The 22,006-nt window shown below is 61.9% G+C and carries 11 protein-coding genes; 10 read left to right on the top strand and 1 reads right to left on the bottom strand.

All coding sequences use genetic code 11. The annotated features are described in order from the left end of the window. The first annotated feature begins 12 nt into the window (after positions 1 to 12). From MQW79_RS09740 to MQW79_RS09715, 6 genes are all read left to right on the top strand, one after another. Positions 13 to 873, top strand: a complete 861-nt coding sequence (locus MQW79_RS09740) for a carbohydrate ABC transporter permease (RefSeq protein ID WP_046141053.1) — start codon at positions 13 to 15, stop codon at positions 871 to 873. Then, complete coding sequence (locus MQW79_RS09735) at positions 870 to 1,688, top strand: carbohydrate ABC transporter permease (protein WP_476584301.1); 819 nt, start codon at positions 870 to 872, stop codon at positions 1,686 to 1,688. The genes MQW79_RS09740 and MQW79_RS09735 overlap by 4 nt, the downstream gene beginning before the upstream one ends. A gap of 22 nt (positions 1,689 to 1,710) precedes the next feature. Beyond that, the gene (locus MQW79_RS09730; protein ID WP_476588210.1) at positions 1,711 to 2,736 is read left to right on the top strand and encodes a zinc-binding dehydrogenase; all 1,026 of its coding nucleotides are present in this window, start codon (positions 1,711 to 1,713) and stop codon (positions 2,734 to 2,736) included. Between the two features lie 19 nt (positions 2,737 to 2,755). Next, positions 2,756 to 3,769: an ABC transporter ATP-binding protein gene (locus MQW79_RS09725; RefSeq protein WP_476584300.1), complete on the top strand. Its 1,014-nt coding sequence runs from the start codon at positions 2,756 to 2,758 to the stop codon at positions 3,767 to 3,769. A gap of 239 nt (positions 3,770 to 4,008) precedes the next feature. Continuing rightward, on the top strand, positions 4,009 to 4,524 hold the full coding sequence (locus MQW79_RS09720; RefSeq protein ID WP_476584299.1) for an AAA family ATPase: 516 nt from the start codon (positions 4,009 to 4,011) through the stop codon (positions 4,522 to 4,524). A 501-nt stretch (positions 4,525 to 5,025) separates the two neighbouring features. After that, on the top strand, positions 5,026 to 5,661 hold the full coding sequence (locus tag MQW79_RS09715; RefSeq protein WP_476584298.1) for a response regulator: 636 nt from the start codon (positions 5,026 to 5,028) through the stop codon (positions 5,659 to 5,661). On the opposite strand, the gene MQW79_RS09710 is transcribed toward MQW79_RS09715, so the two are convergent. Beyond that, the gene (locus MQW79_RS09710) at positions 5,658 to 7,136 is read right to left on the bottom strand and encodes a sensor histidine kinase (RefSeq protein ID WP_476584297.1); all 1,479 of its coding nucleotides are present in this window, start codon (positions 7,134 to 7,136) and stop codon (positions 5,658 to 5,660) included. The two genes, MQW79_RS09715 and MQW79_RS09710, sit on opposite strands and share 4 nt — an antisense overlap. Before the next feature lie 113 nt (positions 7,137 to 7,249). Between MQW79_RS09710 and MQW79_RS09705 the strand changes: the two genes are divergently transcribed. From MQW79_RS09705 to MQW79_RS09690, 4 genes are read left to right on the top strand one after another with little or no spacing between them, the layout of a single operon-like run. Continuing rightward, positions 7,250 to 16,834 carry a peroxidase family protein gene (locus MQW79_RS09705; protein ID WP_476584296.1) on the top strand — a complete coding sequence of 3,195 codons (9,585 nt, stop codon included), beginning with the start codon at positions 7,250 to 7,252 and terminating at the stop codon, positions 16,832 to 16,834. Between the two features lie 60 nt (positions 16,835 to 16,894). After that, positions 16,895 to 18,640: a type I secretion system permease/ATPase gene (locus MQW79_RS09700; RefSeq protein WP_476584295.1), complete on the top strand. Its 1,746-nt coding sequence runs from the start codon at positions 16,895 to 16,897 to the stop codon at positions 18,638 to 18,640. A gap of 6 nt (positions 18,641 to 18,646) precedes the next feature. Next, entirely contained in the window at positions 18,647 to 20,629 is a 1,983-nt protein-coding gene (locus MQW79_RS09695; protein ID WP_476584294.1) for a cadherin-like domain-containing protein, read from the top strand. 28 nt (positions 20,630 to 20,657) lie between these two features. Next, entirely contained in the window at positions 20,658 to 22,004 is a 1,347-nt protein-coding gene (locus tag MQW79_RS09690) for an HlyD family type I secretion periplasmic adaptor subunit (RefSeq protein ID WP_476584293.1), read from the top strand. The last annotated feature ends 2 nt before the right edge of the window (positions 22,005 to 22,006 follow it).

Here is a 22,006-nt window from a genome sequence, read left to right as displayed (position 1 = left end):
TGCGAGTGCGCCATGCTGACCACCCGATCCGCCTATCTGTTTCTGGCGCCTTCACTGGCCCTCTATTTGCTGTTCGTCGGCCTGCCCATCCTGCAGGTCTTCGGCTTCAGCTTCTTCGACTGGGACAATGGCATTGCCGGTGACTTCATCGGGCTCGCCAACTATGGACGACTGCTCGGCGACGGCGTATTCTGGACCGCGCTCTGGCACAATGCCATCTGGGTGGTGCTGACCCTGGCCTTTCCCCTGCTTGCCGGGCTGGTCATCGCCGCCATCCTGGCCGAGCGCAACGCCAATGTCGTGCGCTGGCTGGGCGCGATCTATTTCATCCCTCGGACGATCCCGCTGGTGGTTGCCGGCATCATCTGGGGCTGGATCTACAATCCCATTTTCGGCCTGCTCAATTTCGGGCTCGAGGCGGTTGGACTCGGCGGGCTGGCCGGCGCTTGGCTGGCCCAGGACAATACTGCGCTGCTCTCGCTCAACGTCGTGGGCGCCTGGACCTTCTTCGGTTTCTGCGTGATCATCTACCTCGCCGCCATCCAGTCGATCGATCCTGCCCTTTACGAGGCCGCCTCGATCGATGGAGCCAGCTGGTGGCGCAAGTTCCGCGATCTTACCGTGCCCCTGCTGCGCGGCTCCACCCTGTTTCTCGGGCTCTATGCCGCCATCGAGGCCATGCGCTTCTTCGACCTGGTCTGGGTCACGACCCAGGGCGGGCCGGGATACGCCACCGAAGTGCTCACCACCCACATCTACAAGACCTTCTTCCTCGTCGGTGACTTCGGCTACGCCGCCACTCTCTCGGTCGTGCTGCTCATCATCGTTCTCTCCATCAGTGCCGGCGCCTTCGCCCTCCTGAGGAAGCCATGACCAAAAGTACCCGCCTCGTTCAGAACCTGATCCTCCTGGTCTTCGCGCTTTATGCGCTGGTGCCGGTCTACCTGGTCTTCCTGGCTGCCATCCGTAGCGAGGCCGACCTGTTTTCCGGACCGCTGACCCTGAGTTGGCCGATTAACTTCGCCAATTTTGCCCGCATCTGGAGCGAAGCGGGCTTTGCCACCTACTTCATGAACAGCGTTATCACCGCGGTCAGCGTCACCGTTCTGGTGGTGTTGACGGCGCCCCTGGCCGGCTTCGCCTTCGCCAAGATGAACTTTCGGGGCCGCGAAGTGCTCTTCGGCCTGTTCCTCGCGGGCCTCGTGGTCCCGGCGCCTTCGGTGATCGTGGCGCTTTACGGAAACCTGCAGGCCCTTGGCCTCATCGACAACCGCATCGGCGTGATCCTGCCCCAGGCCGCGCTGCTGATGCCGTTCTCGGTCTTCATGATGCGCACCGTCATGCAGGACGTGCCAGACGAACTTATCGAGGCGGCGGTGATGGACGGCGCCGGCCTGTTCAAGATGTTCCTCACCATCGTCGTGCCTGTGGTCAAGCCCGGCCTCATGTCCCTGGGGCTGATCACCTTCCTCTTCGCCTGGCAGGAATATCTGCTGCCGCTCGTGGTTTTCCAGACCGAAAGTCTCAAGCCGCTGACGGTGGGGGCGGCCAGCCTCCAGGGCCGCTACGGCGTCGACTATGGCGGAATTGCCGCTGCAGGTCTGATCGCCTTTGCGCCCCTCGTCGTGCTGTTCCTCGCCATGCAGCGATCCTTTGTGCGCGGCCTCACCGCCGGCGCCGTCAAGTAACAGGAGAAATTCCGTGTCCCAGATGCAAGCCGTCTTCCTGCCCGGCAACAAGCAGGTGGAAATCCGCTCTATCCCCGTGCCCGAGGTTGGCCCGGACGACGTGCTGCTCGAAATGCATGCCTCCTGCATCTGCCGCAGCGATCTCAGCCTTTATTACGGCAATGCCGTCGTCGGGGGAGGGGATGCGACCGGGGGATTCGTCTGCGGCCATGAACCGGCAGGCACCGTTGTCGCCACGGGCGAAGCGGTGACCGAGTTTGCCGTGGGTGATCGCGTCGCCGTCTACCTCGCCATCGGCTGCGGCGTCTGCGCCCATTGCCGGCGCGGCGACATGCACCTCTGCCCCAAGTGGAAGTGTCTCGGCTTCACTTATGATGGCGGCAATGCCGAGTTCATCAAGGTGCCGGCGCGTAATTTGCTGAAAGTGCCGGGCCACATGTCCGCTGTGGCTGCTGCCATCTCCACCGACGCGTTCGGCACTCTGTTCTCCGCCTGCCGCAAGGTCGGCGTCAACGGGCTCTCCCGCATCGGCATCTGGGGTCTCGGCCCCATGGGATCGGCCGGCGTGCTCGCGGCCAAGGCGCTGGGAGGGCAGGTCGTTGCCCTCGACCCCATTGCCGAAAGACGGGAATTTGCCAGTAAGCTTGGCGCCGACTTGGTGCTGGACCCCACCGATCCCCAGGCGGCGCAGGCCATCCGGGAGTTCTCCGGCGGCGAGGGGCTCACGGGCGCCATCGATTGCTCGGGCAATACCGCCGCGCACAATATGGCACTCGATGCGTTGGCACCCCTGGGACGGATGGCTTTTGTAGGCGAAAATGCCCAGACCACCATCCGCCCCAGCGACCAGCTCATCCGCAAGCAGCTGACCGTGTTCGGTTCCTGGTATTTCGGCATCAACGAATACCAGGACATCCTCGCCACCCTATCGACGCACAGGATCGACCTGGAGCGGCTGGCGACCCACACCTTCCGGCTCGATGAAGCCGAAACCGCCTTCCGTCTCTTCGATCAACGCGAAACCGAAAAGGCCGTGTTCGTCCGCTAGGCCGACCGGAGCCGCATTCATGGCCAAACTGACGATCAGAAATCTCGATAAGCGCTTCGGCGCCCTCGACATCCTCAGGAATGTAAATCTGGAAATTCCGTCCGGCGAATTCGTTGTTTTCGTCGGGCCATCCGGCTGTGGCAAGTCGACCCTGCTCCGGTGCATTTCGGGGTTGGAGACTGTCAGCGGTGGCACGCTGAACATTGGTGGCAAGGACGTCACCAATGTGCCGCCGTCCCAGCGCGGCATTGCCATGGTGTTTCAGTCCTATGCGCTCTATCCGCATATGAGCGTGTTCGACAACATGGCCTATGCGCTCAAGATCCAGAAACTGAGCAAAGCGGACATTGATTCCAAGGTGCGCGACGCGGCGCGCAAGCTTCAGCTCGAGCCATTGCTGGACCGCTTGCCGCGACAGCTTTCGGGTGGCCAGCGCCAGCGTGTTGCGATCGGCCGCGCCATCGTGCGGGATCCCAAGGTTTTCCTGTTTGACGAACCGTTGAGCAATCTGGATGCGGCCTTGCGGGTACAGACCCGCCTTGAAATTGCGACCTTAAAACAATCGCTCCCCCACACCACGATGATCTATGTCACTCATGATCAAGTCGAGGCCATGACTCTTGCTGACCGCATCGTGGTGCTCAACGCCGGTGGGGTCGAGCAGGTTGGAAAGCCGCTGGACCTCTACGAACGGCCCGCGTCATTGTTCGTCGCAGGTTTCATCGGCTCGCCCAAGATGAACTTACTCGTCGGTGAACATGCGGCAAGATTTCATGCCTCGACCATCGGTGTGCGGCCAGAACATCTGACGGTCAGGTCCGGTGGAGAAGGCTGGGCGGGCAGGGTGTTGCGTACGGAACATCTGGGCTCGGAATCGTATATTTACGTGGATATCGGTCTGGAAGAGCCGATGATCGCCCGTCTGCCCGGTACATCAGTGATCAAGCACGGCGACGCCGTCGTGCTTCAGGCGAGCGAGCAGGCCATCCTGAGGTTCGATGCGAAGGGCGGCAGGATTGATCGGATGCACTGACGTCCGGCAGCAAGGCGCCCCATTCCGGCCATCGGACGAGGGTTGGCGAACTACCGAAAGCGGACATCGCGCTGCAGGCGAGCAAGCGACCAATTTGGGACGGGTTGCAGACAGTCCGCTCGCAGGCGAGATTGTCCGGAGGGCAGGCTGGTGCAGCCGTCCGCGAACATCGCTCTGTCCCACCTCAACAATGAGGCGAACTCTACGATTCGTGCTCAGCGATGCCAGAAGGAACCTCAATGAGAGCGCCACTTTATGTGATCACCGGTGCTATGGCGGCTGGTAAATCTACAATCGCCAAAGCCTTGGTTCAGCGTTTTGAAAAATCCGCTCACGTGGGCGGCGACGCATTCCTACGCATGATTGCCAAGGGCGGAGCGGCAATGGGCCCGGCGCTCAGCCGTGATGCGGTAGAGCAGCTGCATCTTCGACAGGATATCGCCATGGATGCGGTCCGGCGGTTCGTTGGTGCCGGATTTACCACCGTATATCAAGACATTCTGATTGGTGCCGACTTCATACGCATCACGCGAGCATTGGCAGATCTCAACCCGCGCATCGTCGTGCTCAACCCAAATGTGGAGACGCTTGCTGCACGTGATGCAGAGCGGCAGAAGACGGGATACGGGGAACATTTTCCACCCCATATCCTTGCTGAGGCACTGCAGGCAGATACGCCACGCGTGGGGCTGTGGCTGGATACTTCAGCGATGAGTGTAGACACCGTAGTGGATCAGATAATCCAGGCGTGGTAACCCTGAACGGCTTGGGTCCCGGGGGTGGTGGGAAGACAGTCTGCATTACAATTGCTGCAGCTAAAAGCGGGATCGGGTTCAGACCGATGGCCAAGCGCCCGATTCCGGCCGTTCAGACACATAATACACCTTACTAAAAGCGGACTTGATGCTCGACGAAACGAGCGACAGAGGTCGTGTCGGTCTCCGACCCGCCAGCCAATATATGACGGGGACGAGATGGCGCTCGCTCCCTGGCGACTGACGAAAACGGTACCCGACAAGTCGCATACAGGCACTCTCAGGCTACTCAGTGTGCCGGTGAGCCATGCAAATTAATAGTTCTTCTCCACACTTGCGATCTTGTCGGGAAGGTTCGATTATTGTGCCGCTACAATACCGAAATGCATGTCAGTAATGTTGCCGTTTATTTTGGTGGTCTCATCTGGCTCGTCTCAAGATGGCATTGTGACCAAAATTGGCTGGCCTTCATAGACCGTCTCAGTGGAGGGGGAGGCGAAATTGATAAGGATTGCATTTGTAGATGACCATCCGATGCTTCTGCGCGGAATGTCGGAAATATTCGAGCACAAGAAGAATTTTGAGATCGTTGCGCAGGGCGAAAATGCTGACGCCGCAATAGACATCGCTTCACGTCTCAAGCCTGACGTTCTGGTCACCGATTTGTCGATGCCGGGGGATGTATTCGGCGCAATCCGCCAGATATCCCAGCAGTTTTCCAGTATCCGAGTGGTGGTGTTCACGGCCTTTTCCGGGCTGGACTACTTGCTCAAGGCGCTTGATGCAGGCGCCACTGGATTTGTGCTGAAAGGTGGGCGCATTCGCGATCTGACGGACTCAATCGACGCTGTCATGCGCGGGGAGATGTATATCACCAAGCAGTATGCCGGGCAGGTACTCGGCGGACTGCGCAACCGCGAGACTCAGGACAAGCTCGCGATCAAGCTCAGTACGCGCGAGAAGGAAATCGTCGGTCACCTCATGCAGGCCCGAACCAACCGAGAAATCGCCGACGCCATGAACCTGAGTGAAAAGACGGTGAAGCACTACATGAGCAGGCTCATGACCAAGCTGAATGCACGCAACCGGATCGAGGTCGTTTTTGCGGCACAGCAATTCCGGAACCTGGACGGTTAGTCCGGCGGCTTCCGGAGGTCGAGCGGCAGGATCGCTTGGATTTTTGTGCCCTGTCCTGGTTCGGACAGGACCGACAGTTGTCCGCTAAGCGCCTGCACTCTGTTCCGCATGCCAGAAAGGCCGAGTTGCGATCGGCTTTTGATTACATTCAGGTTTGGTTGTATCCCGGGACCATTGTCCTGAACCTCCACAGTGATCCGATCCGCGTCTGCGTGAACACTGACTGTCTTGCGGGCACCGGGTGCGTGCTTGGACGCGTTGTTGAGCCCCTCCTGTATGACGCGGAAAATGCAGATCTTCAGCGCTTCCGGCACGCCGTTGGGCAGCGCGGATCCGGTGAAGGCAACATCGTCGCCGGACAGGTATTTGTGCCGGTCGATGGCGAGCTGAACAGTTTCTCCGAGCCTCAGCTTGTCGAGTTCGGGCATGCTGAGGCCGGTGGAGATGTTGCGCAACTCGGTGAGTGCAACCTGGGTGCTGTGCAGGGCCTCGTCGACTTCCTTTTCAAGGGCCTCCCTGCCTTCGTCCGGTGGATCGTCGATCGCCGAAGAGAGGCGCAGTGTTGACAGGGTCAGCACCTGGATGGGGCCGTCGTGAATATCCGAACCGATATGCGCGAGAAATTGCTCATTGGCCTCGCTTGCCTTGAGACGGCTGAGTTCAGCTGCCTCGCGGAGCGCCGCATTCTGGGTGGCAAGAGTATTGGCCTGCTCGTAGCGATTGCCCAGTTCGGTACGTTGTGCCGCGATCGTGGCGGCCCCACGCCGCACGATGAGGTAGAGGACGCCGATCATGATGAGGGTGAAGGCCCCGACCACCAGCCAGGTTGTGACCTGGCTCTGGAAAAGCTCCGCCGCCAGGGCATCGGCATTCTCGTAGATTTCTCCGACAGCCATGACTTTGCCGGTGCCTTCCTGGTAGAGCGGTCCATAAACCTCGATGAGGTGCATGGGCAAAGTCTGCTCGTAGGCACTTTCCTGGCTGATCAAGTCCTCATATTCGGCCACAAAGTTGCCCTGGGCTGCCTGTGCGACGTCGGTGGACACGAACTTCTGGCCAATCAGGTCCTTGGTCGTCGCATAGAGTACCAGCCCGTCTTCGCGCCAGATCTTGATGGAGACAACGGTCCTGCCCAGCGGCGTCCCAATGAACAGTTGGTCGAGCGCGGCGTGGTTCTCAGGTGTCAATGACCCATCGGGCTCGAGCTCCTGCACGAAAGGCTCGAGAAATCCGCGCATGAATTCACTGGCTTGGGCACCTGAAGTGGTCAGAACGGAGTGTTTCACCTGTTGCGTGACCCACTGGCCGAGAACGGTCATGAACAGGCACAGAACCACACCCGAGACGATCAGGAACTGGCTTGAGATCGATCGCTCAACAATGGGAATCTTGGACCAAAGTCTAGGAATTATTGTAACCAAAGTACGTACTCCCCAGTGGGCCGAAGTCGCGGTGAATGACTCGACATAGGCCACTATCTACCCCCTCCGCCGCTAAGCAACACTGATGTTGGACGATCAACACTTGGGCTCGCGCCCATTCATTGTTGGTGGGCGTGCCGTGGCCGCCCCGACATCAGGAGGTAGAAATGGCCGTCAAGCTCAACCAGCATGACCTTGAATTCATTCTCAAGCAGATCAAGATCGCCGAGGCCCATGTGGCGGGTACGCCGCTGCCGCAATTGATTGCGCAGCCGCATCTGCCCTACGGGCTGCGTACGGTCGATGGCAGCTACAACAACCTGATCCCGGGGCGCGAACTGTGGGGCGCTGCCGACCAGTTGATGCCCAGGATGCTCGATCCCGACTACCTGGCGGACACGGACAACGAGCAGCAGGACATAAATGGCCCCTCTACACCTGGGGGAAATCTCACCAACAATGATTATGGCGCCCCAGGAAGCGTGGTCGACAGCGATCCGCGCATCATCACCAACCTGGTGGCCGACCAGACGCTGAAGAACCCGGCGGCCATCATGAAGGCGCTACAATTCGCCGAGTATGACGGGGATATTCTCGAAGCGGTCACCACGATCCGGGCCGCCTATCAGAGCTATGTCGACATGGCGAGCGCCGCAGCGACGGCAGCTTCCAGCGCGGTGATGGGTTCCCCTATGGACCCCGCCGTCATCGCAGCAAAGAAGGCAGCGGCACAATCGGCGCTCGAGGCGCCGGCGATCGTGGAAGCCAAGAACGCGCTCTATGAGAGCCTTGCCACCGACTATGGCATCGAAATGGACGGCAATAGCATCGTGCTGCCCAATGTGGCGCCGGACGAAGGCCTGTCGGCCCCATTCAATGCCTGGATGACCTTCTTCGGTCAGTTCTTCGACCACGGCCTCGACCTCATCCACAAGGGTAATAACGGCACGATCTTCGTGCCTTTGGCCGCTGACGACCCGCTGCGCACGCATGGCCCCGACGGCATTGCTGGCAGTGGCGACGAAGTGCCGCCGCACCTGGCCTTCATGGCGCTGACGCGTCTTGATCCAACCGTCACCGCCGGACCGGACGGCATTCTGGGGAATGGCGACGACGTCCCGGAGGCCCGGAACAAGACCACATCTTACGTCGACCAGAACCAGACCTATACATCCCATGCTTCGCATCAGGTCTTCCTGCGCGAATACAAGATGGTGATGGACCCCGAACTGGGTCATCTGGTTCCGATGGCCACCGGCCATTTGCTCGACGGTGTCAATGGCGGCCTTGCAACCTGGCTCGACGTCAAGAACCAGGCCCGAGACCTGCTCGGCATTGAACTCAGCGACCTCGATATCATGGGCGTGCCGCTGCTACGCACGGACCCCTATGGCGAGTTCATCCGGGGTGAGGATGGCTTCCCGCAGATTGTCTACAATCTCGGCCCCGATTTGATTCCCAATACCGAAGACGACCTGACCGTCAGCGCCAGCCCGGGCAGCCCGATCGTGGTCGCCAACATCAATGGCGGCCTTGGGCCCGTTCGCACGTCGCACCAGTTCCTTGACGACATCGCACACAATGCCAATCCGATTGGCTCGATCAATGGCCAGCCCGCCATCCTGCAGCCTGACGCCAATACCGAGACCGATCCGCTCGGTAATCCGATCCCGAACAATCCCGACCTCAACCCGGCGTATGACAACGAGCTGCTGGACCGCCACTTCATCACCGGCGACGGGCGCGGCAACGAGAATATCGGTCTGACGGCGGTGCATCACGTGTTCCACTCCGAACACAATCGCCAGGTCGATGACATCCAGAAGCAGGCCCTTGAGATCGCCTCGAGCGGCAAAGCCGCCGACCTTGCCTTCCTCAACGAATGGCTGCTCGAGGATATTGCTGCAGACAGTGTCATCCGCGACCAGATTGCCGAGCTGGCCAACCCGCTGCTGAGCGCCAGCGCCAAGCATGTTCTGGCCGCCTCGATCATCGATCAGTTGTCGTGGGACGGCGAGCGCCTGTTCCAGACGGCGCGTTTCGCGACCGAAATGCAGTATCAGCATCTGGTATTCGAGGAGTTCGGGCGCAAGGTGCAGCCCAATATCGATCTCTTCGTGTTCAACACCATTACCGACGTCAATCCGGCCATTTTCGCCGAGTTCGCGCATACGGTTTACCGGTTCGGGCATTCCATGCTGACGGACCACCTCAAGCTCCTGCCGCTCGATGAAGATGGCAATCTGGTCGACGCGACCGGCAACATCGTTCAGTCCATGGGCTGGGAAGGGCTTGATGTCGGGTTGATCGAAGCCTTCCTCAATCCGGTCCTCTACGACAACGATGGCGACGTCAGCGCCGAACAGGCGGCCGGCGCGATCGTGCGCGGCCTGACGGGCATTCGCGGCAATGCCATCGATGAATTCGTGGTGGAATCGCTGCGCAACAACCTGCTCGGCCTGCCGCTCGACCTGGCGGCCATCAACATCGCTCGCGGCCGTGACGCCGGCATCCCCTCGCTCAACGAGGCACGTGAACAACTCTACGCCGCCTCGAATTCAAGCTGGCTCAAGCCCTATGAAAGCTGGGCCGATTTTGGCGCCAATCTCAAGACGCCTGCATCCATTATTAACTTCCTCGCCGCCTACGGCACCCATCCGTTGCTGCTGCTCGCCGACACGCTTATCGAAAAGCGCGATGTGGCCATGCAGCTCTTGGGCTTCGACGTCGGCGCCCAAACAGCAGGCAGTGTGAGCAATGCCGGCTTCCAGGCGGACTCGATGGCATCGGGCGCTCCTGGGGTCATTACCGACAGCCTGGGCAATTACCTGGTCGGCGCACCCACCGGATGGGTCTTGACCGGCAATGGCGGGGTGTTCGCTCCGGCGGCCGGCGTCACCGATCCGGCAGGCCCGACCGGCGGCAATGTTGCCTGGCTCGGGCAGAATGCCCTTCTGTCGCAGGATACGAGCATCACAATGGTGGCGGGCGCCAACTATCGCCTCAGCCTCGACATCGGCGACCGCTTCGATACGGCCTTCCCCGGTGGCGTGGTGCGCCTCAAAGCGGCCGACGGGACTGTGTTGGCGACCTACAACCTGGTGGCGCCCGCCAACGGTGGCTGGACGTCTGTCGAACTCGAAACAGGGGTGATTGCGGCCGGTCTTGCCGGACAGGACCTCGTCATCGAGATCCAGAATTTGGATGGATCGGGCAACCAAATCCTTGTCGACAACGTGCAGGTTGACATCGTCCAGGCGCTGCCGCCGATCGCTGATCGGCTCGATTTCCTCAATGGGACTGGCGTTTACGCGGCTATTGAGACCGGCATCAACCTGATCGATCTTTGGATCGGTGGCCTTGCCGAACGCATCATGCCCTTTGGCGGCATGCTCGGCTCCACCTTCAATGCCGTGTTCGAGCTGCAGATGGAAAACCTGCAGGAGGGCGATCGCTTCTACTATCTGACTCGTACGCAGGGGCTGAACCTGCTGAATGAGCTGGAAAACAACGCCTTCGCCAAGCTCATCATGGCCAATACGGACCTGGTGCAGCCTGGCCCCGACGGCGTGCGTGGCACAGATGACGATATCATCACCCATCATATCGGCGTGGATTCCTTCGCCAAATATGACGGTGTGCTGGAGGTCGATCTGGCCCGGCAGCTTGCTGCGGACGCGCAAGGGGACGATCCCTTCCTCGACGCGCTCCGGGCCAAAGTGCAGCGCGACGATCCGACCACGGCCGCCGTCGAGACCAACTACCTTCGCTTCACCGGCGGTGAGCACATGGTCATGGGCGGGACTGCCCAGGCCGATACGATCATCGGCGGTGACGGCGATGATGGCATTTGGGGCGGCGCTGGCGACGACCGCATCGAGAGCGGTCACGGCGTTGACTTGGTCGTCGGCGGCGCGGGCGACGACATCATCACCGATAGCGGCGACACCGGCGATTTCCTCAAGGGTGAAAGTGGCGACGACGTCATGGCCAATTCGAACGGCCTCGACGTTATGATGGGTGGCGACGGCAAGGACGTGTTCTTTGTCGGCGTGGACGCCACCGAGGTGTTCGGCGGCGAAGGCGACGACTTCATGCTTGGCGGGCTCGATCACGACTTCCTGCTCGGCAATGAAGGCGATGACTGGATGGAGGGTGGCGACGGCTTCGACGTTCTCAACGGCGACAATTCCGAGCTGTTCTTCAACTCCACCATTCTCGGCCATGACGTGCTGATTGCCGGCGAGAACGAGAACGATTTCGACGCTGAATCGGGCGACGACATCATGGTCCAGGGTGAGAGCGTCATGCGCAACGAGGGCATGTACGGTTTCGACTGGGCCATCTACAAGGGCAGCGCCGTGGCGGCCGATGCCGATATGCGCATCCCCTTCTTCACCACGGTCGCGGACGACATCCTGCGCGATCGCTTCGACCAGACCGAAGCCATTTCAGGCTGGGACCACAACGACATCATCCGTGGCGACGACCGCGGCAGTGACGAAGAAATCGAGCTTGAACTCAGCCTGCTCAATCACGAGCTGAGCCAGGCCGGCGTCAATCGCATCGACGGGTTGCGCGAATTGCTCGGACTGGCCGAATATGTTCCGGCCAATGCCGACGTCGACCTTGAAAAGGAAGTCGCTTGGACCGGTGGTAACCTGCTCATCGGCGGTGACGGTGGCGACCTCATCGAGGGTCGCGGCGGCGACGACTTCATCCATGGCGATGCCTGGCTGAATGTGCGCATCCGCATTACCGGCATGGGCGAAGCTAACCTGGCTGGCAACGAGATCGCCACGGTCGACACGCTGGCCCATGTCTTTGGGCCGGGCCAGTTGACGACCGATGGAGAGGCGATCCCCGCGGAATGGCACGGCAAGTCGCTCAGCGAACTGATGCTGACGCGGGTGATCCGGCCCAACCAGCTCCATATCGTGCGCGAGATCAAGTACGATGAGGACGCGACCAACGACACCGATACGGCAGTGTTTGCGGGCAATCGGGATTGGTACGAGATCACCCATGTGGGCGACCGCACCATTGTGGCCCGCCGCGAAATGGAAGAAGTCGATCCCCAGATCGACGAAGGCACGGACATTCTCGTCGGAATCGAACGCATCCTCTTCGCCGACGGGATCTACACCATCCGCCAGACGGGCAATATCGACCCGACCGGTCGTCTGACCATCAATGGCTTGCCTGCAGAGGAAGGCGAGACGTTGACCGTCGATGCCAGTGCCATCAGGGATCTCAACAATCCCGACGGCACCGTTCTGCCGGGCCAGATCACCTTCCGCTGGCAGATCGAACGCAATGACGGGACGGGCGACTACATCAACATCCCGGGCACATCGGGCAACAGCTTCACCCCCACCGGCGACCATGTCGGCCTGCGCATTCGCGTGATAGGCACCTACACCGATGGCGGTGGCGTGCTCGAAGTGGTGTCGTCCCAGCCGACGGACCCGGTCATCAACGTGGATGGGGATCCGACTGGCAACGTGCTCATCAGTGACGTGAGCCCGACCGAGGGCGTGCCCCTGACGGCGACGGCGGCCTTTACCGATCCGGATGGGATCACCGACGCCTTCGAAGAGGGCCTGCTGACCTATCAGTGGGAATATTCCGAGAATGGTGGCTCAACCTGGCTGAGCGTTGCCGCCGCAGACGGTGGCAATGACCGAACATTCGTGCCCGGACCCGAACTGGTCGGCACACTTCTGCGGATGCGGATCGACTACACCGACGACGGCGGCAATCTAGAACAGGTCATCTCGGCCCCGACAGGGGTGGTGGGCAATTTCATCCAGTCCAACGGTGCTACCATCAATAGCACCACGGGCGATGCGGACGGCGGCACCAATCCGGGCGATGACATCGTCCAGGGCGGCGCTGCGGCCCAGACCATTCTGGGCGGGCTAGGCAATGACAGCCTGCATGGCGGCGGCGGCAATGACGACCTCCAGGGCCAGGAGGGCAATGACACCCTCAATGGCGGCACCGGCAATGACGATCTCGACGGTGGTGCGGGCAACGACGTCCTCATCTACGCCAACGGCGAAGGCTCCGACACAATCGACGGGGGCGACGGCAATGACACCCTGCGGGTTATCGAAGGTGTGTTCGGCGCCAATGACACCATCTCCGTAGTGCTGGCCGGAGGCGTCGTGACCTCGATCAACGGCACGACAAGCGTCACCAATGTTGAAGCAGCCGAACTGCATCTGGGTGCCGGCAATGACACGCTGGTCTACGACACCGACCAGAATATCTCGGTCAATCTGCTGTCTGGCGCGGCGACAGGCTTCTCGTTCACGCGCGGGCTGGAAAATGTCCAGTCCGATGCCGGCAATGACACTTTGCTGGGCAATCTGGCGGCCAATGCGCTGTCGGGCGGCGGCGGCAACGACACGATCCGCGGCGGTTTCGGCAACGACACCCTGTCGGGCGATGCCGGCAACGACGATCTCTACGGCGATGACGGTGACGACGTCCTGACCGGTGGCAGTGGCAATGACCGCATCGATGGCGGTGCAGGACGCGACACGGCATCCTATGCCGCTGCCGCGGCAGCCGTGACCGTCTCTTTGGCGGGAACCGCGACGCGCGCCAGCTTTGAAGAACAGGATACCGGTGGTGGCGGCCTTGATCGGCTGATCAGCATCGAAAACCTGGTCGGCAGCGTCTTCGACGATACGCTTATCGGCGATGCCGGGGACAATGTCATCGACGGCAATGGCGGTGCTGACACCATGACCGGCGGGGCCGGGAACGACACCTACATCGTCAACAATGTCTCGGGCAGCGGCGAGCCGGGTGCGGATACCGTGGTTGAGCTCGCCGGGGGCGGCATTGATACGGTCATTGTGACTGATGCCGTGCCCAACTACACCCTCGGTGCCAATGTCGAAAACCTGACCGTCCGGGGCAATGCCGCTGGCACCACGATCTTCAACGGCAACGAACTCGCCAATGTGATCATCGGCGGTGAAGGCAGCGACAATATTTTCGGCCTCGACGGCGATGATACGCTGGTGAAGTCTGCAGGCAACGACACGCTCAACGGTGGCGCGGGCACTGACACGCTCCAGCTCGATGGACCGCTTTCCAGCTATGCCTTTGTCCATAACGGAACCAACCCCACGGTCGGTGACGTGGGCGGTGGCAATGTCAGCTCGCTTGTTGGTATCGAAAAGATCCGGATTGGCGGGGCCGACTACAACTTTGCGGCAGGGACCAATGTCGTGAACGGCTCGGGTGCAAACCGGTTTACTGGGGGCCCAGGCGCCGATTTCGTCCTCGGCTTTGGTGGAAATGACTTCCTGGGCGCCGGGGACAGTAATGACATCCTGATCGGCGGCGATGGCGATGACAATATTGCCGCCGGCAACGGCAACGACCTCCTGATCGGGGGCGCTGGCAGCGACATCCTCGACGGCCAGGGCGGTATAGACACGGCGGACTACAGCCAGTCGAACGCCGGCGTGAACGTCGACCGGCTCGCCGATACCGCCTCCGGTGGCCACGCAACGGGCGACACGTTGGATGGTATCGAAAACGTCGTCGGCTCAGCCTTTAATGACACTCTGACCGGTAACAATTCCGCCAATGAACTCAGTGGCGGGGCAGGTAGTGACACCCTGAGCGGCAATGGCGGCGCCGACATTCTGCGCGGTGGCATCGGGACCGACACACTCAATGGCGGTGACGGCGACGACACGCTCGATGGCGGCGAAGGCAATGACACACTCAACGGTGGCACTGGCACCGATACAGCCGTCTATGCAGGCTCGGTCAATGACTACGTCTTCGGCAGGAATGGTGCGGGTCTCGTCACCGTCACGCATCTGACGACAGGTGCCGTCGACACACTAACCGGTGTCGAGCGGGTCCAGTTCGGATCGGCTCCGGCGCTGGCGCTGGTCACCAATGTCACCGGCATCCCAACGGGACCATCCGTGCTGTTCGGCACTGCTGGCGACGACGAGATCGTCGGTGGGCCGGGCAATGACGTGATCATTGGCGGTGCTGGCAATGATACGCTGAATGGCAGCGATGTCGGTGACGGGGACAACAGTGCAGCCCCCGGTACGCCCGATGACGATACCTTCGTCTGGTCGCCCGGCGATGGGTCAGACACCATCAATGGCGGCATGGAAGGGGCGGATGGCGATCTCTTCCAGATCATCGGCAACGCCGAGGCCGAAACCTACCGTATATACACCTATGACGAAGCGGTGCTGCGGATTGGCTTCGCCGGCAGCGACGAAGTGGAGATCGTCGTTACCCGCCAGGTGAGCGGACAGCCCGAAACCGTTATCGCCGAACTGACTGAGATCGAGGAGATCATTGTCAACGGCGCGGGAGTCAGCGGCAATGGCGCAGCCGGCGGCGACAGTTTCGAGATGTACGGGGACTTCTCCGTCACCACCAGTCTGCGGCCCGACACGATCACTATCCTGGGTACGGCAGGCGACGACACAATCAATGTTTCCTCTCTGCTCTCGGCGCACCGTGTGGTGTTCCGGACCGGCGGTGGCAATGACGTGATCATCGGCACCCTGCGTCCGCAGGACGTGATTGAGCTGCCCGAGGGCCGGTCGCTGGACGAATATGCTGTCCAGCCCAACGGCGATGGGACGACGACGATGAGTGCGCCGGGCCATTCCCTGACCTTCCTCAGCCCTGCAGGTATGCCGGTTGTCGTCGAGGCAGGCGAGGATTTGCCCGATGATGACGGTGAGGATCCGGTGGATCCGGTCGATCCGGGTGAAGACGATGACGAAGATCCGGTTGATCCGGTCGACCCGGGTGAAGATGACGACGACGAGGATCCCGTCGATCCGGATGATGACGACGACAATGACGATGGTGGTTCTGCGATCGGCGCTCCGATTGTCGGGACGCCTGCCGGCGGGGTTCTGCTGGGGACGTCTGGCGCGGATCTGATCTTTGGTCAGGGCGGCGTGGATTACGTCATCGCTGGAGCCGGGGCGGATATTGCCCGGCTTGAAGGTGGCAATGACTTTGCCGATGGCGGTGCGGGTCGCGACGTGATCTGGGCCGGCGACGGCGATGACGACGTACTGGGCGGCGACGACGACGACATGCTCTATGGCGATGCCGGGAACGACTGGATCTCCGGTGATGCCGGCAATGACATGATCGACGGCGGTGCCGGGGATGACGAGCTGTTCGGCGGTGCTGGCAATGACAAGTTCATTGGCAGGATCAATGACGGCAACGACCTCATCGATGCCGGATCGGGCATCGACACCCTGGACCTTGGCACCTTGACGGCGGCGACGCAGGTAAACCTGGGAACGGGCGTGGATGGTCGCGGTTCAGTCTCTGGATCGCAGTCGGGCACCGATGTTCTCTACGGTGTGGAGAACGTGACGACTGGTTCGGGAAACGACCGGATCGTGGCCAGCAATGCCGTCAACGTGATCGATGGCGGGGCTGGGCAGGACGTGTTCGTGTTCGGCAGCGCCGCTGCCGCGGATGGCGACACGATCCTCAACTTCGAGGCCGGCGACAAGGTTGACCTGAGCGGCATGCTTGCGGGCAACCAGGCATTCACCCTGGTGAACGGGGCGCCGACGGCAGGCCAGATCGCGGTGACCCATGAAGTGCGCGATGACGGTGAGTACACGGTTGTGACCGGCAATGTGGATGGAGCCGATGCGGACTTCCGCATCTCCATCACCGGTAACCACAACCTGACCGCCACCGACTTCAACCTCTGACGGAACAGGCCTGGCCGGCCACGAACCGGCCGGGCCTGACGCATTTCGAGGGTTTCCAAAATGGCCAAACCAAATTCCAACAAGGCACTTGCCGAACGGCGCGCCGATGCCATGCTCAAGAGTGAGTTCAAGGGCATCGGTATCTTCCTGTTCTGGATTTCCGGCATCATCAACGTGCTGGCCCTGACCGGCTCGTTCTATATGCTGCAGATCTACGACCGGGCGCTGACCAGCGGCTCGGTCCCAACGTTGATCGCGCTGTCGGTCCTGGCGGTGGGGCTCTACCTGTTCCAGGGCGCCTTCGACATCATCCGCTCGCAGCTTCTGGTGCGCATCGGGGCGCGGATTGACCGCATCCTGTCGCCCATTGCCCACCGGGTGGCGGTGGACATGCCTCGCTTCGGCTTTTCGACCTCGGAAGCGCTGGAGCGCGGCCGGGATGTGGATACGCTGCGCGGCTTCATGGGGGGGCAGGGGCCGATGGCTCTCTTCGACCTGCCCTGGGTGCCGCTTTACATCCTCTTCGTCTATTTCCTGCACCCGGTCCTGGGGGCGGTGACGCTGGGCGGGGCGGTGGTGCTGACGCTCCTGACGGTGTGGACTGAACTCAAGTCGCGCAAGCTGGCCAGTGCCGCGCACCAGGCCAATATTGCGCGCAATGCCATCGCCGATTCCAACGCGCGCAACTCCGATATCATCAAGGCAATGGGGATTTCCGGGCGGGCGGTGGAGCGCTACACGCGGGCCAATACTGAGCATCTGGTGCTGCAGACGCAGGTGACCGACGTCACCGGCACATTCAGCGCCATTTCCCGCGTCCTGCGCATGCTGCTGCAATCGGGGCTTCTGGGCCTTGGCGCCTATTTCACCATCCAGGGCCAGATGTCGGCCGGGGCGATCATTGCGGTGTCGGTGGCGTCGGCGCGTGCCCTCGCGCCAATCGACATGGCCATCGGCAACTGGAAGGGCATGGTGATGGCGCGCCAGGCGTACAAGCGCCTGCGCGAAACGATGGTAGCGCTGGCCGACCTGCCCGAGCCGATCGACCTGCCGCCGCCCAGCCAGTCGATGCGGGTGGAAAAGATCACGGTGGCGGCGCCCTCATCGGGGCAGATCCTGCTGACCGAAGTCGGGTTCGAGATCAAGGCGGGGCAGGGCCTTGCGATTGTCGGTCCCAGCGGCGGGGGCAAGACCACCCTGGTGCGGGCGATGACCGGGATCTGGCCGATCCTGCGGGGCTCGGTGCGGCTGGACAATGCCGACCTGCCGCAATGGAAAGAAGACGTCCTGGGGCGCTATGTCGGCTACCTGCCGCAGGAAGTGGCCCTGATGGACGGCACCATCGTGGAGAATATCTCCCGCTTTTCTCCAAAGCGCGATGGCAAGGGCGTCGTTGCGGCGGCGATGGCTGCCGGCATACACGAGATGATTGTCCGCCTGCCCGATGGCTACGATACCCAGCTCGGACCCCAGGGCACGGCCTTGTCGGCCGGGCAGCGGCAGCGGATCGGACTGGCCCGGGCGCTTTACGACAATCCCTTCGTGGTGGTGCTGGACGAGCCCAATGCCTTTCTCGATGCCGAAGGCGAACAGGCGCTCAACCGTGCCATTGCCGGGATCAAGGAGCGTGGCGGCATTGTCATCGTGGTGGCCCATCGCCCGAGCGTGCTCGAGCAGGTGGAGCTGGTAGCGGTGATCCAGTCGGGCAAGCTGACCGCCTTCGGGCCCAAGGCGCAGGTGCTGGGCATGCAGACCAGCGTCGAGAAGGGCAAGCCCGACCGGCAGCCGGTGCGCGCAGCGGAGTGATGAGAGATGCTGATCGAGGTCAAGTCCAGCCAGAATGCGGATGCTGAAACCAAAGGAGCCAAGCGCTTTGAGTTCAATCTTTCCGAGCGGCTGACGCGCCTGCCGGCGTACTTTGCCCTGCTGGTTCTGGGTATTGCCGCCTATATCCGCTCACTGGGTCCGGTCCAGGCCGGTGTACCGGAGATGGCGGGCCGAAGCGGCCAAGACAGCGACGCTGAAGAAGCGCCTAAAGAGCAGACCGTGGCCCAAGTCGACGATCTGGTGTCGCCCGAGATTGACGACACCACGACCGGCAGTATTGGTGAGGGTGGCGGCCGGCAGAGCCTCGGCATCGAGACAGGCAATCCCTGGCCTGGTCCCTTCGTAATCCCGGACTTTCCGCAGCTCTATTTTGTCGAGCCGAGCTTCTACGTCCCGGCCATGCGTCCCTTCCTGCCTGCTGCGCTCATGGATTTTCCGGGAAATGACAATTTTGGTGGACGGTTCGCCCCCATCCCCGCCAGTCCGCCGGTCCAGGTTATTCCGGACCCAGTTGACCCCAGCGGGCCGGATGAAGGCGACGATGACGAGGATGAGGACGACCCCAAAACGGGCAATCGAGCCCCGGTCGTTGCCGGTCCGGTGCGCCTCAATGATGTCTTTGCCGGACAGGTGGTACTGATCGCCCTGGTTCACCTGCTGCGCGGCGCCTCCGATCCCGATGGCGACGCCATGCGGGTCAGCAACGTCGTGGCCACCGGCGCCGACCTCGTGGCCACGGCCGAGGGTTGGCTCCTCCAGACCCGTCCGGGCATGATCGGGCCGGTTATGGTGACCTACCGGATCACCGACGGCCAGGCCTGGGTCAACCAGGAAGCCACGTTCGAAATCGTGCGCAAGGTCATGGCGCTGGGTGATGGCGACGATCTCATTATCGGCTCGCCCTATGACGACGACATCGATGCCGCTGGCGGAAACGACATAGTCGACGCCCTTGCCGGCAATGACCATGTGACGGGTGGCGTGGGCAATGACCACATCAATGGCGGCGACGGCGACGACGTGCTGCTGGGCAATGCCGGCGATGACGTGATTTTCGGCGGCAATGGCAAGGACCTGATCCGTGGTGGCGACGGCAATGACCGCCTGTTCGGCGATGCCGGGGACGATACGGTCCTGGGCGAGGCGGGCAATGATTACATCGAGGGTGGCGCGGGCAATGACCATCTCGATGGCGGCGATGGCGATGACGCCATCCACGGCGGGACCGGCGACGACCGGCTGGTCGGTGGCGCGGGCGACGACATGCTCAAGGGCGAGGCCGGCAATGACTTGCTCGAGGCTGGTGCCGGCGACGATGCGCTCGATGGTGGCGCAGGAAACGACGTGCTGGTCGATGGCGCCGGCAATGACACGGTCTCCGGTGCGGCAGGCGACGATACTCTGGTGGCCGATGCCGGCGACGACGTCATGGATGGCGGCGAGGGCTTTGACACGCTCGACTATTCCGCTGCCACCGATGGCATTGTCGTGGATGTGGTCGGCAGTACCAGTTTCAGCGACGAGCTGGGTACCGACAGCTTCACCAGTATCGAAGAAATCATCGGCGGCGCCGGCGACGACCTGATCGTGGTTGGCGGCAAGGCCACCGTGCTCTCGGGCGGCCGGGGCAAGGACACCTTTGTCTTCGAGGTCACCGACGTCAATCCTGGGCTCAGCGACCATGTCGTGCACAAGATCCTCGACTTCGTCGTCGGGGATCGGGTGCGGATGCGGGACTATGATCTGGATCGCACCGCCCGCGAAGCCGAGCGCGACATGTTCGAAGCCATCTATGGCGACGACAGCGATGACTGGCTGAGCTCCGACGTGCCCCTGCAGGTCTCGCACGAACTCATCGATGACGAGAACTGGACCATCATCGTCGCCGATCTCAATGGCGACGATGTCTACGATCTGGCGATCAACATTCAGGGCGTGATGCTGCTGCTGCCGGACAATCTTGTCTGAACTGTAAAGCGTTGAGGGGACCTTTAGCATGACCATGATCGATGCCGCCGGCCTGTTCGGGCCATCATCTTCCGACCGCGCCGCCCGCCAGGGGCCGGATCCGGCAGGCTTTTCCATGCGTAGCAGAGTGATCTGGGGCCTCGTCTTCGCCCTTATCCTCGTCGCCGGCATCGGTGGCTGGGCCGTCACGGCCAAGCTCTCGGGCGCGGTTATCGGGCAGGGCACAGTCATGCTCGACGAGGACCTCAAGGTGGTTCAGCATGTGGATGGCGGCGTGGTGCGCGAGATCGCTGTGCGCGTCGGCGAACGGGTGCAGGCCGGTCAGGTGCTCCTGCGCCTCGATGCCTCCCAGGCCCAGGCCGAACACGCCATTCTGACCGGACAGGTCATCGAACTGGAAGCACGGCGCTTCCGCCTCGTGGCCGAGCGCGACGACAGTACTGGCCTCGACGTGCCGGCCAGCTTTGTCGAAGAGAACCAGTCCGGGCAGGTGGCCGTGGATGAAGAGACCCAGCTGTTCGACAGCAATCTGGCTTTCCGCACCACTCAGCTCGAACAAATGGAGCTGCAGCTGAGCCAGTTGCAGCAGGAGATCGTCGGACTAGAGGCCCAGCAGGCAGCGACCGCCAGCGAGTTCGAACTGGCCAGCACCGAACGCCAGCGCCTTGATGAGCTGGCCAGCGAACAGCTGGTGGAAGTCTCCCGCCTCACGGCAGCCGAACGCGATACCGCTCGGCTCGAGGGCCAGATGGGTGAGGTCGGTGCCGCCATTGCCCGCGCGCAGTCGCGCATCAGCGAGCTGCAGGTGCGGATCATGGGCATGGACAGCGACCGTCGCACCGTGGCGCAGCGCGAACTGCGCACCGTCGATGCGCAACTGGCCGAGCTGCGCGAACGGCTCAACGCTGCCACGGCGCGCTTAGCTCGTGTTGAAATCCTGGCGCCCGCCTCGGGCGTGGTCAACGAGCTCAATGTGAATACGCTGGGCGGCGTCATATCTCCCGCTGAACGCCTGCTCACCATCGTTCCTGACGACGCTGACCTCACCATCGAGTTCCGCGTCGCCGTTACCGATATCGACCAGGTCACCCTGGGCAAGGCGGCAACGCTCCGCTTCTCGGCCTTCAACCAGCGCGTCACCCCCGAGGCCGAAGGCGAAGTCACTCGCGTCGCCGCCGCCGCCCTGATCGACCCCGCCACCGGCCAGAGCTACTACAACGCCGTGGTCGAGGTCACCGACGAGGCCATCGACGTCACCCAGCTCGTCCCCGGCATGCCCGTGGAAGTCTTCGTTCAGACCGAAGAACAATCCGCCATCGCCTACTTCATGAAGCCCTTCACAGATCAGGTTTCGCGAGCGTTCAGGGAAGATTGACC

The sequence above is a fragment of the Devosia sp. Micro-HW1 genome (assembly GCF_056341075.1).
This window is presented reverse-complemented; position numbering and strand designations above follow the sequence as displayed.